Source organism: Pedobacter sp. AC402, assembly GCF_979252805.1.
In genome coordinates, this window is sequence record NZ_CEEDAI010000013.1 from 16,292 (window position 1) to 33,885 (window position 17,594).

General features: G+C 37.7%; 11 protein-coding genes and 4 tRNA genes. 13 read left to right on the top strand and 2 right to left on the bottom strand.

What is annotated here, in order from left to right; all coding sequences use genetic code 11:
• The first annotated feature begins 89 nt into the window (after window positions 1-89).
• From AC0IWE_RS22830 to AC0IWE_RS22855, 6 genes are all read left to right on the top strand, one after another.
• Complete coding sequence (locus AC0IWE_RS22830; RefSeq protein ID WP_471794873.1) at window positions 90-1,112, top strand: hypothetical protein; 1,023 nt, start codon at window positions 90-92, stop codon at window positions 1,110-1,112.
• A complete protein-coding gene (locus tag AC0IWE_RS22835; protein WP_471794899.1) occupies window positions 1,015-2,025 on the top strand; it encodes an HD family phosphohydrolase in 1,011 nt (336 codons plus the stop codon). The genes AC0IWE_RS22830 and AC0IWE_RS22835 overlap by 98 nt, the downstream gene beginning before the upstream one ends.
• 81 nt (window positions 2,026-2,106) lie before the next feature.
• Window positions 2,107-2,193: transfer RNA gene (locus tag AC0IWE_RS22840), tRNA-Ser, on the top strand.
• A 96-nt stretch (window positions 2,194-2,289) separates the two neighbouring features.
• A tRNA-Pro gene (locus AC0IWE_RS22845) sits at window positions 2,290-2,363 on the top strand.
• Window positions 2,364-2,415: 52 nt separating this feature from the next.
• Window positions 2,416-2,489: transfer RNA gene (locus AC0IWE_RS22850), tRNA-Pro, on the top strand.
• A gap of 54 nt (window positions 2,490-2,543) precedes the next feature.
• Window positions 2,544-2,617 (top strand) — tRNA-Pro (locus AC0IWE_RS22855).
• Window positions 2,618-2,733: 116 nt separating this feature from the next.
• On the opposite strand, the gene AC0IWE_RS22860 is transcribed toward AC0IWE_RS22855, so the two are convergent.
• Entirely contained in the window at window positions 2,734-3,420 is a 687-nt protein-coding gene (locus AC0IWE_RS22860; protein WP_471794874.1) for an AraC family transcriptional regulator, read from the bottom strand.
• 428 nt (window positions 3,421-3,848) lie between these two features.
• Complete coding sequence (locus tag AC0IWE_RS22865) at window positions 3,849-4,046, bottom strand: helix-turn-helix domain-containing protein (RefSeq protein WP_471794875.1); 198 nt, start codon at window positions 4,044-4,046, stop codon at window positions 3,849-3,851.
• A 1,342-nt stretch (window positions 4,047-5,388) separates the two neighbouring features.
• Between AC0IWE_RS22865 and AC0IWE_RS22870 the strand changes: the two genes are divergently transcribed.
• The 7 genes from AC0IWE_RS22870 (at window position 5,389) to AC0IWE_RS22900 (ending at window position 17,550) form a co-directional block, all read left to right on the top strand.
• Complete coding sequence (locus AC0IWE_RS22870; RefSeq protein ID WP_471794876.1) at window positions 5,389-5,964, top strand: RNA polymerase sigma factor; 576 nt, start codon at window positions 5,389-5,391, stop codon at window positions 5,962-5,964.
• 375 nt (window positions 5,965-6,339) lie between these two features.
• Window positions 6,340-7,788, top strand: a complete 1,449-nt coding sequence (locus AC0IWE_RS22875; RefSeq protein WP_471794877.1) for a glycoside hydrolase — start codon at window positions 6,340-6,342, stop codon at window positions 7,786-7,788.
• Between the two features lie 138 nt (window positions 7,789-7,926).
• Window positions 7,927-9,273 (top strand): sugar porter family MFS transporter, encoded by a 1,347-nt coding sequence (locus AC0IWE_RS22880; protein ID WP_471794878.1) that lies wholly within the window; start codon window positions 7,927-7,929, stop codon window positions 9,271-9,273.
• 16 nt (window positions 9,274-9,289) lie between these two features.
• Entirely contained in the window at window positions 9,290-10,594 is a 1,305-nt protein-coding gene (locus AC0IWE_RS22885; protein ID WP_471794879.1) for a DUF5107 domain-containing protein, read from the top strand.
• A complete protein-coding gene (locus AC0IWE_RS22890; RefSeq protein ID WP_471794880.1) occupies window positions 10,575-12,626 on the top strand; it encodes a tetratricopeptide repeat protein in 2,052 nt (683 codons plus the stop codon). The genes AC0IWE_RS22885 and AC0IWE_RS22890 overlap by 20 nt, the downstream gene beginning before the upstream one ends.
• Before the next feature lie 224 nt (window positions 12,627-12,850).
• A complete protein-coding gene (locus AC0IWE_RS22895) occupies window positions 12,851-15,967 on the top strand; it encodes a SusC/RagA family TonB-linked outer membrane protein (protein WP_471794881.1) in 3,117 nt (1,038 codons plus the stop codon).
• Between the two features lie 20 nt (window positions 15,968-15,987).
• Window positions 15,988-17,550, top strand: a complete 1,563-nt coding sequence (locus AC0IWE_RS22900) for a RagB/SusD family nutrient uptake outer membrane protein (RefSeq protein WP_471794882.1) — start codon at window positions 15,988-15,990, stop codon at window positions 17,548-17,550.
• Window positions 17,551-17,594 lie beyond the last annotated feature (44 nt).

Consider the following 17,594-nt stretch of genomic DNA (forward strand, 5'->3'; position numbering starts at 1 on the left):
CCTAAAATATGTGATGATGATATTTACTGTTTTCATTATCACGCTCTTTCTGCCCAAGCAACCCAGGTTCAGGTACGAATTTGAGAAAAATGCGGTATGGAAAAAATAAGGACCTGATTTCGCCTTTCAGCTTTGCCATTTTAAAAACCAACCCTCAGGTTAGTGCCGATAAAAAAAATGCTTTAAAAGATATATTACCTGTTTATCAACTCGATAGGAGCATTACCGCCAATGCTTTGGAAGAATTTGCCAATGAGTTTGATGTAAAGTGGAAAACCAAGCAGCTTAACGAAAAAGATAAAGATGTATATAAAAGCAACGCTTATAAGTTGCTGCAGAATATTTACCAGAGAGGCATTATCAGCTTAAATGTAAAACACCAAACCGGTGGTAAAAACTACGATTTTTCGCTAATGGAGAATAATGTAGCACAAGAGAAAAATGCGCAGGATGTTTTTACCGCAGAAACTGCATTGAATTTCTTCAAAGAAAACTTTAAAGCCTCAAACCAGGTTATGGACGATCTGGTGGCAAACCTGGCCATAGATCACATTACCCCAAACATTGTTTTTGATGAACGCCTAACCCAAACCATACAGGATAATACCATTAACAACATCTCTACCACAAGAGGAATGGTGCAAAAAGGTGAACTTATTGTGGCCAAAAATGATGTGATTGATGAAGAAATTTATCAAAAATTAGAATCTTATAAAGCCACTTATGATGCGCAAACAAAAACCATAGGCAGCAGGGCACTCGTTTATTTAGGGCAGGTGGTTTTGGTGGGTTTTGTGTTAACCATTTTAATGTCGTTCCTTTTTCTTTTCAGGAAAGATATTTTTGCCGATAACCGCCAGTTATCATTAATCCTGATTGTAACCACTGGGATGTTGCTTGCTTTAACCTGGGCCATTAAAATGGAAATTCCCAGTTTGTATTACATTCCGTTTTGCGTGGTGCCTATTATAAATCAGGATCCTTTTCGATACACGTTTGGCACTTTACCTGCATATGCTGGTGATTTTAATTGCAGGTTTTTTTGTTGCCAACAGCTTCGAATTTGTATTTTATCAGGTTACGGCCGGGATGGTTGCTATATTCAGCATTAAAAACTTTGTTAAGCGCGAAAGGTTCCTGGTTTCGGCCTTGTTTATACTTATGGCTTACTTTGTTTCATTTGTTGGGATTGCGCTATTGCGCGAAGGTTCTTTCCGTGAAATAGAGTGGATCAATTTTATTCCTTTTGTATTTAGCGTACTGTTATCACTACTGGCTTATCCTCTAATCTATCTTTTCGAACGTATTTTCGGCATCACATCAGATGTTGCCTTAATCGAGCTGACCAATACCAATAATAAACTTTTGCGAGAACTTGCTTTTAAAGCTCCTGGAACGTTTCAGCATTCATTACAGGTGGCAAATCTTGCTGAGGCTGCCATATTTAAAATAGGGGGTAACTCGGTGCTGGTAAGGGCTGGTGCATTATATCATGATATCGGTAAGGTGGATAATCCGCAATATTTTATCGAAAACCAGAATACGGCTGTAAGTCCGCACGATAAATTGCCATATGAGCAAAGTGCGCAAATTATTATCCAGCATGTGCACAAAGGGATTGAAATATTGAGAAAAAATCAAATTCCTGAAGCGATTATTGATTTTATCAGAACGCACCATGGAAATACCCGTGTTGATTATTTTTATCAGTCGTTTTTAAAAAATACACCCGAAAAATTTGTCGACGAAAACATTTTCCGCTATCCCGGACCGATCCCTTTTAGTAAAGAAACTGGTGTGTTAATGTTGGCAGATTCGGTAGAAGCTGCCTCAAGAAGCCTGAAAAATCCCGATGCTCAGAACATAAATGACATCGTTGAAAGGATAATTAACTATAAATTGGAGCAAAATCAGTTAGATGACTGCGATTTAACGTTAAAAGATATCGAGACTATCAAATTGATATTCAAGACGATGCTTATGAGTATCTATCATGTGCGAATAGATTATCAACAAATTTTGTAATTTTTTTTTGTTGGATAACTTGTTTTACTATATTTGCAGACCTCAAAACAAGGTCGGTAGGACAAAATTTTGAAGGTGAAAGGAGAGGTGCCTGAGTGGCCGAAAGGAACAGTTTGCTAAACTGTCGTACTGGTAACGGTACCGCGGGTTCGAATCCCGCCCTCTCCGCAGAAACAAAAATAATTGCAAATTAAAGTGGTATTATCAATTTAAAACCGTCAATTTGCAATCTCTCCGAAAGAGGGGAAAAGAAGATACCAAGTTCGGGATGTAGCGTAGCCCGGTATCGCGCCTGCTTTGGGAGCAGGAGGTCGTAGGTTCGAATCCTGCCATCCCGACAAAAAGTTTATCCACTTTTAAAACAGGATAAAAAAAAGAAGATACCAAGTTCGGGATGTAGCGTAGCCCGGTATCGCGCCTGCTTTGGGAGCAGGAGGTCGTAGGTTCGAATCCTGCCATCCCGACAAAAAGTTTATCCACTTTTAAAACAGGATTAAAAAAAAGATCGATACCAAGTTCGGGATGTAGCGTAGCCCGGTATCGCGCCTGCTTTGGGAGCAGGAGGTCGTAGGTTCGAATCCTGCCATCCCGACACAAAAAGGATTTAAATCCTATAAACCCCTTGAATTAATCATTCAAGGGGTTTCTTGTTTAAGGTGAATTAGCCAAGTTGAATGGATCAAGCCTAAAATTGCACTTAAAATTAAATTATTTTTTATTGGAATATCGTGTTTCGCGGTATTCTTTAGGCGAATAACCCATGGTTTTGGTAAAAAGCCTCGAAAAATAAAAAGCATCATCAATTCCAAGCTTAAAAGCAATTTCCTTGATCCTTAATTTTGTGAATTGCAAATAACTACAAGCTTTTTGGATTTTGAGGTGATTGAAATATTCAATTGGCGGAAAGCCTGTCTTTCTTTTGAAGATAGCAGAGTAATGACTATTTGATAAATTTACAGATGAGGCTAGTTCAGAAAGTGATAAAGTTTCTCTTAAATGTTCCTGCATAAAAAGAATTGATTTTTCGATCTCATCGTGGCTATCTTGTGGCGATTTAATTTTTAACCGCTCAGCATAAATAAATGTTGATAGATACTGCATAAGCAAAAGATTTATGTAAGTAAGGTTTTCTGCGCTATAACCCTGTTGTAGATAAGCATAAATCTGCTCAAAAAGATCAACACGTTCCTGAAGAAACTCAACACTGTTTTTATGCGATTGAAATTTCACATCCATTTCCTTTACCAGGGCATTTGCCTGTAAACCCTTAAAATGGGTCCAATAGATCGTCCATGGGTTATTGTCATCGGTTTCATAACTGTGCGCAGTGCCTGCAGGGATAATGATGAAGTCGCCCGGAGAGATTTGATATTCTGCCGACTGGATTTTTGCCATGCCACGGCCTTCAATACAATAAATGAGAATATTCTGTTCCGAACCGTTTGTGCGCTTTCTTCTATGAAATTTTGCTTTTGGGTAATATCCGATGTCAGTTATAAATGCACCACTTATAATTTCGTTTCTATGTACAAAATCTTGTTAAAATAGATTTTGGAATCACAATTGCTTTCTGACCATCAAACCCATCTTTTTTGTAATCCATAAATTCATTAATATGTTGTAGTCCGAAGTCTGGCCTGTTAATTCAGCTTCCTGTTTAAATAAACAGTAGTAAACATATAAAATTAAAAGTTGAATTGTGAATTACAGGGTTTGCGATCAGCGTATTATCCATTGAAACAGACTTACTGTCCATTATTTGGCCAATCTCTGTTTGAAAATTATTATAATATATCAATACTACACTAAATATTATGCATTATTTAACTGTAGGAGAGAAGGTTACATGGTGATGTCTCCAGTATTTTAGCAATCTCCATCAGTCTATTCACACTTAAATCTGTTTTACCTCTTTCGATTTTAGAATATGCAAATTGTGATATTGTTAGTCTATCTGCAATATACTGCTGGCTATAACCCATCGCTAATCTTCGGTGTTTAATTTTTTGATTTAAAAGCATATACTGGTTTAATAATGGATTATTTTAGGCTTGTGTTGCTATTTTAGGTTTCATTTGTATGCTTTTATCAATTACATTTCAACAGGAAATGCTATGAATGAAAATCTGTAGAAATGCTCAACCAAAATGCTGAAAGACTTATATTGCTAAACTATTTTTTGTTTAGCACCAATATCTACATTACACAAAAAATTACTTGGTATCGGCATGTCCATTATGTTGCCCAAACTTCTGGTAACAAATGATTTTAATACTTATAAAATGGACAATCGTTTATTGGTGGAGTTCAAGAAAAAATAAATGCCCTGGCTTTTTAAATGGATTTTAAAGATAGCGGTATCAATTTGACCCTTAAATTGAATGTTTTGTCCCGTTACGTTTAATGTATCATGTTTACTTTTGATGTAGGGCATATCTGATAGATATCAGGTTGGATTTAGCAATTATTTCCCTTAGTGTAATAAAGTTAAGTAGAGGCTACAATGTAGCCTTTGCTTATTTTAAGCCCTGTAATTAAGTACTGAGGTGCAATTCGCAGACTCTTGGTTGCAAGAAATTCAGAGCTTTGTATGAGCATCCAAATTAATTAAGCTTAGTTCAATATCAGCTGCACCAACAGCTATCAGCATTTCGATCTTTAAAAATTTACCAGTTACAATTTTCTGAGAAACAACATAATTTTTGAAACTTAAACTTAAGGTAAGGTTGTCCATACTTATCCATAGTTTGAACGATTTAACTCGTGTTTATCCTTTAAAGCATTTACCTCAAGAAAGCTTTGGAGATTTTTATAACATTTTTTTATTTGGTGATGAGTTCATCAGGCCTAGTTAATATTTTACCAACGCTCAAATTAACCCTTTAATTGACTGATTAGCCGCTCTAAACCATAACATTGGAAAACTACATTTGCGTACGCTCAGCGTAAATTTAGTTATCAAGGCAGTTTATATCGGGATATGTAAACTCCTGCAAAGGCTGTGGATGCAGCCTTTGTTTTTTATTTTATGTAGGGTATTTATCCATATAAGAATTCATTAAGCTAAATTTTAATAAAGCTTAATTATTTAGTAGTACTAAACTGCAAAAGAAAACAACCTGCTGATTGATCAAATTATCAGCTTTGGCCAAATATAGAATTACAATTTTTACCAACAATACATTGTGTTATCATCTGTCATCGATCGTAATTAGAAAGTTTCTGCCTCTGGATTAACGTAATCATGCGGTTTTATGTCTGGCGTAAATTGAAAAAATATAGTGAGTGAAAATAAATTCAAAGGCAACAGGTTAATGGAAACCTAAGCGAGCAGTTTTATAAAATTTCTAATTGTAATATGTTTTGAAAGAGAAACCTCTAATCACCAAGCGCAAACGGGAAGATAGCATTCAAATGTATGTGGAGGGTTGCATCAAAATGGATAGAAATAGTCAGAATGCACTATATAAGCACTACTACAGCTTTGCTATGGGTATCTGTTTGCGGTATGCAAACAACCAATTGGATGCAGCTGGAATACTGAACAGTGGCTTTTTAAAAGCATTTAACAATATATCCAAATATGAAACATCAAAAGCATTTTTACCCTGGCTTAAAAGGATCATGACCAACGTTGCAATTGATTATTACCGAAGCAATTTAAAATTTGCGGATCATGTTGATATTCAAGAGCATGAAAATATTGCGCACGAAATTTCAGTCTATGATAAATTTGCCTGCAATGATGTATTGGCACTCGTTTATGAATTAAAACATCCTTACAGGGCAGTTTTTAACCTTTTTATTGATGGTTATTCTCATAAAGAAATTGCTGGCAGGCTTGGCATAACGGAAGGTACTTCAAAATCAAACCTCTTTAAAGCAAAGAAAAAATTACAGGAAATGTTAAAAGCCAAAAATATAACCCCTGGCAGGTGAAAAGTTTAAAGCAGTCGCAACACTCGTACAACTGAACTTTAACATACTATGAAAGAAGTGGATATAGATAAATTGTTTATTAATGCATTAGGAAAATATAATCATCCATTTAATAACCTGGATTGGGATAAACTGGAAAAGAGATTAACGGATGTACTATAAACGGTTAATGATGATTTTCTTAAACTAACTTCAAAATAAAAAGTATTACAGTTCCTTTGTCCTGTTTGATAATCAAACAACCGCATCATGCCATGATTATAATATCAGTTTATTAATCAGAATATTATCCATTAAAACCAATTGGCAGTCCATTTTTAACATGACTATAATTGCTGAAAATTACATAAACTAATTCTAACCAATTATAATGTTATGAGAAAACACCAAACTATTAAGGCTTTTGCCATTATGCTGGCATTCAGTTTTGTTTCCTGCCAGAAAGCTATGATTGCACCCGAACTGGGCACCGAAAGAATAATCACCAGTCCACTTAATGCAGTGCAGACGGGAGGGAGCATCAATGTAAATCTTCAAACCCCTAAACAGAAAATCGACCTGATCGGCGCGGGTTGTTATTTTTTTAGTGGTCATATAACCAATGGCATAAATAATTTTACGGACGCGGCCAATTGGATGTGGCGTGATTTGAATGTTAATGCATTTAAGATTGTGCTACGGGCAGATCAGGTAGAAGATCTGAATGATAATGCCGATCCCAATAATACTGATTTTTCAAAGTTTAATTTTACAGCCAATTCAAATCTTGTTGATCAGATTACAGCAGTAAAAAAGGCTCGTTTAATCAATCCTGGAATTAAAGTCTGGGCTATGGTGCTTTCTCCACCCAAATTCCTTAAAACCAATAGAAATGTAAACCTTGGCGGAACGCTTGATGTTAACGTGCCTAATGCCTACAGCGAATATGGCGAGTTTTTATATGCGCATATTAAACATCTAAAAGATAATGGAATAAATGTTGATTACCTTAGTTTAATGAACGAGCCTGATTATGAAGCATCTGGCGTAGGTTACGAATCGGCTGATTTTACCGCTGCCCAGGCTAAAGATGTTTATACCTTTACTGCTAGCTGGTTAAAAACAAAGTTGGTTTCTCTTGGTTTAACAGTTCCTCTTTTCGCCTCCCCAGATTGCCTTAGCGTTGTTAATGCCCCGGGTTATATTTCTGCCATCAGCACTTCCGGAAATATGGATTTATATTCAACCCATCAATATGGCGGCAGCTCTGCTGCAAATTTTGCAACTGCTTCTGCTGTGGCGGGTAGTAAAGGTTTATACATGACCGAATGGCATACAGGCTTTGGTATAAATGCGCCTGATGAACTTACTTCCGCACTGGATCTTGTTAATAAATTTCATGATACCTTTAGAGGAGGAGCAAAAGGCTGGCTTTATTTTGAATGGGGAAGTCCGGGTACAAATTTTAGCGGTCTTGTATACACACCCTGGGGTGCTGCCGCAGAAAGAAAGAAAAATTATTACAGCTTCCAACAATACACCGCCAACCTATTGAATGAAAATTATATCAACACCTCCCTCAGTGGAATCACAAATTTTGGAGAAGATAATGTTACAGCCTTTGCTGGTAGCAACAGAGCCGATGTAAATGTAGTAAACTGGAATACTGATGCACAAAATAGGGTCAGATTGAATTTTGGAAGAAACTTCAGTTCAATTAAAATTTATAGAACAAGTGCTACAGAGAACAACCTTTTGGTATGGAGCCAGGATAATGTAAATCTAAACTATTATAATGTTGAATTTCCAGGAAAATCATTTACCACTGTAAGGATAACCTGGTAATTTTTAGTAAGAATATCCATTGATAACTGAAAATAATCCATTCTTTTCTGGTTGCAGGCACAATATCTTCGTTAATACGTGGATTTTGTGCCGCTCAGGATTAAAAATGCTTCAATATTAAACTTAAACACATCTGAAATGCATAATGCAACAGAAAAATTCAATAATAACTATATCATTTTTATTTCGCTTATATCCGCAATTGGCGGCTACCTATTTGGGTTTGATTTTGCTGTAATTTCCGGGGCCTTGCCTTTTCTTAAACTTCAGTTTCAGCTCAGTACCGTAGGAGAAGGCTTCCTTACCGGATCACTAGCTCTTGGCTGCATGGTAGGCTGCCTGCTGGCTGGTAAAATTGCCGATCGTTATGGCAGAAAGCCCGGGTTAATTGTAGCGGCATCCATATTTGCCATTTCTTCACTAGCCATGGCTTTGGCAGGCAACTTGCCCATATTTATTTTATTCCGCTTTAGTGCAGGCATAGGTGTGGGCATGTCGTCTATGTTAAGTCCGTTATACATTTCCGAAATATCACCGGCAGCCGTTCGAGGCAGAAACGTTTCGCTCAATCAGTTAACCATCGTACTGGGAATACTCATCACCAATCTTGTAAACTATACGCTCGCTGATAAAGGGGAAGAAGCCTGGCGGTGGATGTTTGGCCTTGGTGTTGTACCTTCCATATTGTTTCTTTTAGGTGTGGCATTTTTACCTGAAAGTCCACGTTGGCAACTGAGCCGCGGAGATAAGGCAAATGCATTAAAAACACTTCGCAAAATTGGTTCTGATGCTGCTGCAAATAAAATCATATTGGATTTAGAGGAAAAACCAGTAACCAAAAATGCATCTGATTTTAAAAGTATTTTTGCAAAAGATGTTAGGCCTGCGGTACTTGTAGGAGTTACATTAGCAGTATTTCAGCAATTCTGTGGAATCAACGTCGTTTTTAATTATACTTCAACCATTTTTAAGTCCATTGGCGCAAGTTTGGACAGGCAGTTGTGGGAAACTGTAATTATAGGGATAGTAAATGTAATATTTACGTTTTTGGCCATGTTGCAAGTAGATAAGTTAGGCAGAAAACCATTAATTATGTATGGTTCTCTTGGTCTTGCTGTTATTTATCTTGTTTTGGCCTATTTACTCGGCAATCAGGCACCCGCAGGCTGGATCTCTGTGTTTGTTTTATTGGCCATTGCTGTTTATTCCAGTTCGTTGGCACCAGTTACCTGGGTAATAATTTCTGAAGTATTTCCTACACACATCCGTGGCGTTGCTTCATCATTTGCCATATTATGCCTTTGGGCGGCATACTTCGTGCTGGTTTTTACCTTTCCAATCCTTGCAGAAATACTCGGTACCTACGGCGTATTTTACCTCTATGCAGGTATTTGTGTATTTGGTTTTGTTTTTATCAGGGCTAAAGTGAAAGAAACGAAAGGTAAAAGTTTAGAGCAGTTAGAATCAAATTTTACGGGACATTAATAAATAAGAAAACGATATGACAGTTAAAGCATGGGTAGAAAAAGTAACTATCCCTACTTACGGAACCGGCGCGCCCGATAAAAATCCAATGTTTTTTGAGAAGAGGATCTATCAGGGCAGCAGCGGCGTAGTTTATCCAAATCCGGTAATAGAATCAATTTCAGATGAAAAAGAAAACAGGGAATATACAGGCGTTTTCCTCGAAAATGATTTTCTTAAAATAATGGTGCTGCCCGAACTGGGAGGTAGGGTGCAAATGGCCTATGATAAAGTTAGAGAAAGACATTTCATTTATTATAACCAGGTAATTAAACCTGCACTTGTTGGCTTATGCGGACCATGGATTTCAGGTGGAATTGAATTTAACTGGCCTCAGCACCATCGGCCAAGTACATTTGATCCTGTAGATTTCGACATTGAAGAACATGCTGACGGAAGTAAAACCATTTGGGTAAACGAACTCGAAAAAATGTTCCATACCAAAGGCATGGCTGGTTTTACACTTCATCCAGGTAATGCTTACCTCGAAATAAAGGCCAAACTTTTCAATGCGTCAGCACTGCCGCAAACTTTTCTTTGGTGGGCAAATCCGGCAGTTAAGGTAAATGATTATTACCAATCGGTATTTCCACCTGATGTGAATGCAGTTTTCGACCATGGAAAGCGCGATGTATCTACATTTCCGATAGCAACAGGAGTTTATTATAAGGTAGATTATTCACCAGGAACAGATATTTCGATGTATAAAAATATTCCTGTGCCTACCTCTTACATGGCAGTTAATTCATCTTATGATTTTGTTGGAGGGTACGAGCACGATGCGCGGGCCGGGATGTTGCATATAGCCGATCATCATGTATCGCCGGGTAAAAAACAGTGGACATGGGGCAACGGTGATTTTGGGGTAGCCTGGGATAGAAACCTTACGGATGAAGACGGACCTTATATCGAATTGATGACTGGCGTTTTTACCGATAATCAACCGGATTTTACCTGGCTAATGCCTTTAGAAGAGAAATCATTCACACAGTATTTTTTGCCTTATCAGGAACTTGGCTTGATTAAAAACGCAACAAAAGATTTATTGTTGGGGCTTGAGATTGATAAAAACGAAATTACAATTAAAGTGTTTGCTACATCATTACATAATGATTTGAAAATTAATGTTTTATGTGGTGATGTGCTCTTGTTTGAAGATGTTGCAGATGTGGACCCTCACCACATTTATCAGCGTACCAGCACCGCAAACGATGATTTAAATAAAGAGCAGATCAGTGTGAGCATAACTGATAAAAACAGGATTGAGCTCGCTGAAATATAGTGCTGAAGAACAAACAAAAAGCATTCCGCAAGCTGCGCAGCCGGCACTGGATCCTACTGAAATTGAAAGCTGCGAAGAGTTGTTTTTAACCGGGCAACATTTGGAGCAATACCGCCACGCAACTTTTAGTCCTGTTCCTTATTACGAACGCGCACTTCAGTTAAATCCAAATGATGCGCGCAACAATAACGCTTTGGGCTTATGGTATTTAAGGCGTGGCAGATTTGAAAAAAGTGAAGGATTTTTCCGAAATGCCATTGCTACTACAATACAGAAAAACCCCAACCCTTACGATAGCGAACCTTACTTCAATCTAGGTTTGAGTTTAAAGTTTCAAGGCAGATTAACAGAAGCATACGAGGCTTTTTTTAAAGCAAGCTGGAGCAGCGCATGGCAGGATGCAGCCTATTATTTCATTACCTTGATCGATTTGCAAAACAGGGATTACACAAAGGCACTGGAGCATATCAATTGGTCTATAGACAAAAATGCCCGTAATGGAAAAGCATATGTGCTTAAGGTGCAGGCATTGAGGCAATTAAATAATTTATATGAAGCTATTGCAGAAGCTGATCAGGCCTTAAAACGCGACAGGTTCAACTTTGGAATACTTTATTTATTGCATGTTTGCTATTTGGAATTGAAACAGGAAGAAAATGCTGCGCAGGCTTTACAAATGTTTAAAAGCAGAAGCCGTTGTACAAGCCACAACCTTATTGGCTGCGCCATTGATTTTATAGATTCTGGATTTTACCAGGACGCCATCAATATTCTGAATTTTGTTGATCAAAGTGAATCAGATACCCCATTGATCAATTATTATTTCGCGTTTGTATATTCAGCACTTGAAGATCTGGAATCCAACACTACCTATCTTACAAAAGCAAGCACTGCAAGCCCGGATTACTGTTTTCCTAACCGGTTAGAAGATATTTTAGTCTTACAAAAGGCCATAGCACATAACCCTACAGACAGTAAGGCTTATTATTATCTTGGTAACCTTTATTACGATAAACGTCAATATGTTACAGCAATCACATTTTGGCTTAAATCATATCAATTTGATAATGGTTTTTCTACGTTGAACAGAAACCTTGGCATTGCTTTTTTTAACAAGTTCAAAGATGAAAACAATGCAGTTTTGCATTTTGAAAAAGCTTTTAATTTAGACCGGAATGATGCAAGGATTTTAATGGAGTTGGATCAACTTTATAAAAGACTTAATCATGCTCCAGAAAATAGACTGGATTTTTTAGAGCAAAATATCCGCACAGCCAATTTCAGAGACGATTTGTACCTGGAAATAGCGGCTATTCATAATTTTTTGGGTAACCACAAAATCGCTTATGAGCTGCTGATGAAACGTAAATTTCATCCCTGGGAAGGTGGAGAAGGTAAGGTTGCCGCTCAATATGTGCATAGTTTGGTAGAAATGGCCAAAGCAACGATTTTAAATGGAAATGCTGAAAAAGGTATAGAACTGCTTAATGCAACACTTTTATTTCCGCACAACCTTGGCGAGGGGAAATTACCTGGTGCAAGAGATAATGACATTTATTTTTGGCTTGGTGCTGCGCATCTTGCACTTGGTAACCAAAATGAAGCACATAAAACCTGGCAGTTGGCAACTTTTGGAGATGAAGAACCAAGTGCTGCCATATTTTATAACGATTCTGCGCCCGATAAGATATTTTATCAAGGACTTTCTTTTAAAGCATTAGGGCATTTGGAAAGGTCAGCAGAAATTTTTAACAAACTCATTGCTCATGGTCAAAGCCATTATGGAGATGAGATTAAAATCGATTATTTTGCTGTTTCCCTTCCTGATCTGATGGTTTTTGATGATGATCTGAATGTCCGTAACCAGATACATTGCCTTTACCTTCAAGCTCTGGGTCATTTAGGCCTTAATAATCTTCAAGAAAGTGATGCTTTATTTCAACAGGTATTAATCCTGGATGTTATGCACTTAGGTGCAAAAACGCATCAGGAAATGATCAACCAGGAATATTTTTTTATTGATAAGAAATAAACACCTATACCTTTCTTTAAAAGCAAAAAACGGAAGAAATTCCGTTTTTTGCTTTGATTCTAAACTGGCGAAGCAAAATCTTCAATTAAGCCAGTAATAAGCCTGATCAAAAAAAATACTTTTTCTGTAAATCATAAAATAATCCATTCATAAGAAAAGATTGTCTATAGTTGAAATACGTAAATTACTTAACTTAGTTTACATATATTAAACCTAACCAAATTATGAAATTAAGATTTACATTAACCGCAATGTTAATGTTATGTGTCGTTATGCTGTCATTTGCACAGCGTAAATTAGTAACAGGGCGCATTACAGATAACACTAACCGGGTGCTCGCGGGCGTTAACATTATGCTCAAAAATGATAAAACAGGTACCGTGTCTGATGAAAACGGAGCCTTTAAAATCTCAGCAAAAACCGGAGACATACTGGTATTCAGTTACATTGGCTATACGGCCAAATCGTTAACAATCTCTACTGCCAATCAATACAATATAGTACTTAACCAGGCAGAAAATACACTTAATGATGCTGTGGTTATTGGTTATCAAACAATATCGCGAAAAAGTATTACAACGGCAGTATCTTCAGTAAGCACCAAAGATATTGCCCCAATAACAACATCAAACGTTGCAGAGGCCTTGCAGGGTAAAGTACCTGGTTTACAGGTATTTCATGGTGGCGGGAGTGCTGGGGCGCAACCAAAATTACTTATCCGTGGTTTTGCCACCATTACCGGTGCAAGTGATCCTTTGGTGGTTGTAGATGGAGTAATCAGTTCTTTTGGTGGCCTAAACGATATTAATCCATCTGATATTGAAAAAGTAGATGTATTAAAGGATGCTGCCGCTACTGCAATTTATGGATCAAGAGGCGGAGCTGGAGTACTTATCATCACTACAAAAAGAGGTAAAGGAAAAGCCCAGGTTAATTTTAACGGAACCTCGGGCTTAAGCGAGTGGACAAATCCCAACCTTGCTCAAACACCGGAATTTGTGGCGCATTACCAAAAAATTTATGCCAATAATAACCAAACAGTGCCTCAAAATGGTGCGGTAACAGATGTAAATAGCGACTGGTGGAATGCGGCAATTAAAAAATCTTATACTCAAAATTACAATGTCAGTGCATCAGGCGCAAAAGACGGGCTTTCTTTTTATGGCAGTATCGGTTATTTCAACCAAACTTCAAATTACAATGCGCAGCGAAAAACAGCCGATTACCGTAAAATAACAGCACGTTTTAACATTGATTATGAAATTTCGAAAATGTTTAAAATTGGTGTTAACCTGGCACCACGACTGGAAGATTATGGAAATGGTGGTGGCACCGGCCTTTTTAGTGTAATGTCTATAGCGCCAAATGTTCCAATTACAAAATCTCCCGAAAAAACTCAGGCTGATGTAAATGCCTATGCAGCCACAAACCCCAGTTGGGATTTTTCAGCTTACAATCCTGAATATAGTCAGTTTACCCGCTCAAATTTTAATAATGTAAATAATCCGATTGCGGCAATGGCTCGTAATTTCAACAATAGCAAGTTTTTTAGTACCCAGGGATCTACTTATATAGAGGTGAAACCCATAAAAGGCCTAACATTTAAAACAACCCTATCAGGATTTTATAATTCAGCTAATCAAGCCATTTATGGTCCTAAGTATTATATTGATCCACAAGATCGAAGTGATAAATCGGGTGTTTCTCAAAACACGGCAATTGCTTACCGCTGGCAGATTGATAATACTTTAAACTATGTTGGAGAAATCGGTAAACACCATTACAATGTGCTTGCAGGCCAATCGGCAGATAATTATACCACCAATAGTACCTACTTATTCCGCCAGGATATTCCATATGATTCTGAGCCGTACCGTTATGTTTCTGCTGGTGCAACCCTCACCGGTGGAAGCGGTGTTTACCAACCTGGTGCAGGGCCTTTTGGTAAAATGAATTCTTACTTTGCCAGGGTATCTTATGATTTTAATGAAACTTACTACCTGAGTGGCTCTTTCCGTACAGATGGTTCATCATTGTTATCGCCAAAAAACCGCTGGGGATATTTTCCTACTATATCCGGGGCATATGTTATTTCCAATGAAACTTTTATGAAAAGTATTACCTGGTTAAGCTATTTAAAAATGAGAGCTTCTTTTGGTAGAGTTGGCGGTAACTTGCCCAATTCTCCAGGTGCTTATCAAAGCACATTGGGCATAGCTGATTACGTTAATGGTGATAGAAACCGCATATACGGTTATGTACCGGCCAATGTTCCGGATGCCAATATTAAATGGGAAACCACACAGGATATTACCATTGGCTTAGATGCCGATTTTCTTAACAATAAGCTTTCATTATCAGCTGATAAATATTGGCGTTCACCAAAAGATATGTTGCTGTATTTGCCTGTGCAACCATCATTAGGCTATCCACAGGGCTATATTCCTTCAGTGTACACAAATGTGGGGAGTATTCGTACCACCGGTTATGAAATTGCTTTAAACTACAAAGATAAAGTAGGAGAGGTTTCTTACGGCATAGGGTTAACCTTACAGCATTTTACCACAAAAGCGATAGACCTGAAGGGACAAACACTATATGACGAAATTCCTAATGATGTTTTCCAATCGACCAGAAGAACTAAAACAGAAGCCGGAGATATTGTGGGCGGTTTTTATGGTTATCAGGTTTTGGGCGTTTTTCAAACGGCACAGGATGTTTTAAACTATAAATCCGGAGATGGTACAGTATTGCAACCCAATGCACGACCAGGTGATTTTATGTATCAAAATATTAACGGTGATGGTAAAATAGACCTTAACGACAGAACTTCAATAGGAAATCCATATCCTAAATTATCTGCAGGATTAACTTTGCAGGCCTCTTATCGGGGTTTCGATATCCGCGCAGAATTTTATGGCTCATTTGGTAATAAAATAGCCAACGATTACCTGGTGAGGATGAATCCGGTTTACAATTATAACTTTATAAGTGGTAGCGCAGATAAATTTTGGAACGGACCAGGAAGTACAAATAGTTACCCAGTATTAAGCCTTACAGATCCTAATGGGAATTTCTCAAATAACTCCAGCTTTTTTGTTTCAGATGGTAGTTATGTAAGAAATAAACTCTTACAAGTAGGTTATACTGTTCCTAAAAAGATTTTTGGTCAGCTAGCCAATGCACGCATTTATGTTTCTGCCCAAAATCTTTTCACCATTACAAAATATAAGGGCTTAAATCCGGAAATGCCTTTTGAAGGTATTCTCCGCTATGGAATTGACTACGGTCAGAACCCCATTCCGAAATTTTTTAACATAGGTTTCAATGCAAATTTTTAATGCTTATCAAAAAAAATATCATGGCAAAATTTAAATATATTATATTGGTATTGATTGTAATCGGTACCGCAGGTTGTAAAAAAAGTTTTTTAGATCAGGAACCTTTTGGGAGTTCCATCCAATCCAGCACCTACTATAACACTGTTGATGAGGCTACATCGGCCACCCAGGCGGCTTATAAGTATATCGATTATAGTGACTGGTGGCAGGGGCAATGGTGGCGTCAGATTGCGGAAGCCGCTTCTGATAATGCATGGATTGGTGTAAACGGCGGACAAGGAACGGCGGTACAAGCTGCTCACTACACACTCAATGGAGAAAACGACAGACTTGAGGTACACTGGATTTTAATTTACAAAAGCATATACCTCTATAACGCTACGATTGAGGGACTAGAAAATTCGAAAGTAGACCAGGCTGTAAAGCAGAAATTAATAGCAGAATTAAAGTTTTTACGCGCTTTCCAATATTTTGAACTGGTTAGGAGCTTTGGCGATGTTCCGCTTTTAACCAAACCTCTTGGCCCGCAGGATAATAATTACACTAAAACAAGTGCAGCAGAAGTATATAGTTTCATTAAACAAGATTTGATCAGTGCGGTAGCAGTTTTGCCGGCAAAATCGCAATACAGTACTGCTGATAAATTCCGGGTATCAAAAGGAGCTGCTCAAAGCCTTTTGGCGAAGGTAAACTTGTATACCGAAAACTGGCAGGAAGCATTAAACGTAAGCAACCAAATCATTTCTTCTGGTGAATATGCTTTGGAACCCGCTTTTGGAAACATCTGGCAAAGTAATAATTCCAATGGAAAAGAATCTATTTTTGAAATACAGTTCCAGTTTTCTACCCAGTATCCGGGTTTAGGAAATATTTCTCCGACAACAACTATGCCCAACTCTGAAGGTGGATGGGGATATTTTTGTCCAACCAGCGATCTTGAAAATGCATTTTTAAGTCAAGGTGATCAAATTAGGCTCAACTGGACAATCATGAAGCATAATGAACCAGTAATTGGCGATCCTGCGGTTACCGCACTTGATGGCAACCCCACACAGAACAAATCTGCCCGTTACAACCGAAAAAACTATGTTCCAAGAGCTGAACGTAGTCCTGGTGGTTATTTTTCGAAAGACCATATTTATTTTAGACTGGCAGATATTTACCTCATAAATGCCGAAGCTGCGGCAATGTTACAGCAAAATGGTGCAGCATTGCAATCGTTAAAAGCATTGAGAGATCGGGTATCGCTCAATACAGATATGTCTCTCACCGGCTGGGATTTAATTAATGCTGTACGTACAGAACGCAGATTGGAACTTGCTATGGAAGGCGATCGGTTATTTGATCTCCGTAGATGGAAAGATCAGGCCGGGCAACCTGTTATCAATAGCGTTATGGGTCCGAATGGCAGTTTTGTTAAATATAACACAGTCCAAAGTACCGATCCTTACGAAACTAAAAATCTTAACGAGCCTCAAAATAAAGGATTCAATTTTGTTGCAGGCAAGCATAATTTATGGCCAATACCCTCAAAAGAAGTAATAGCCTCAAAGGGTAGAATAACACAAAACCCTGGTTATTAATGGTTACTTTAGTACAAACAGCAACTACAAAAAATCAACTTTAA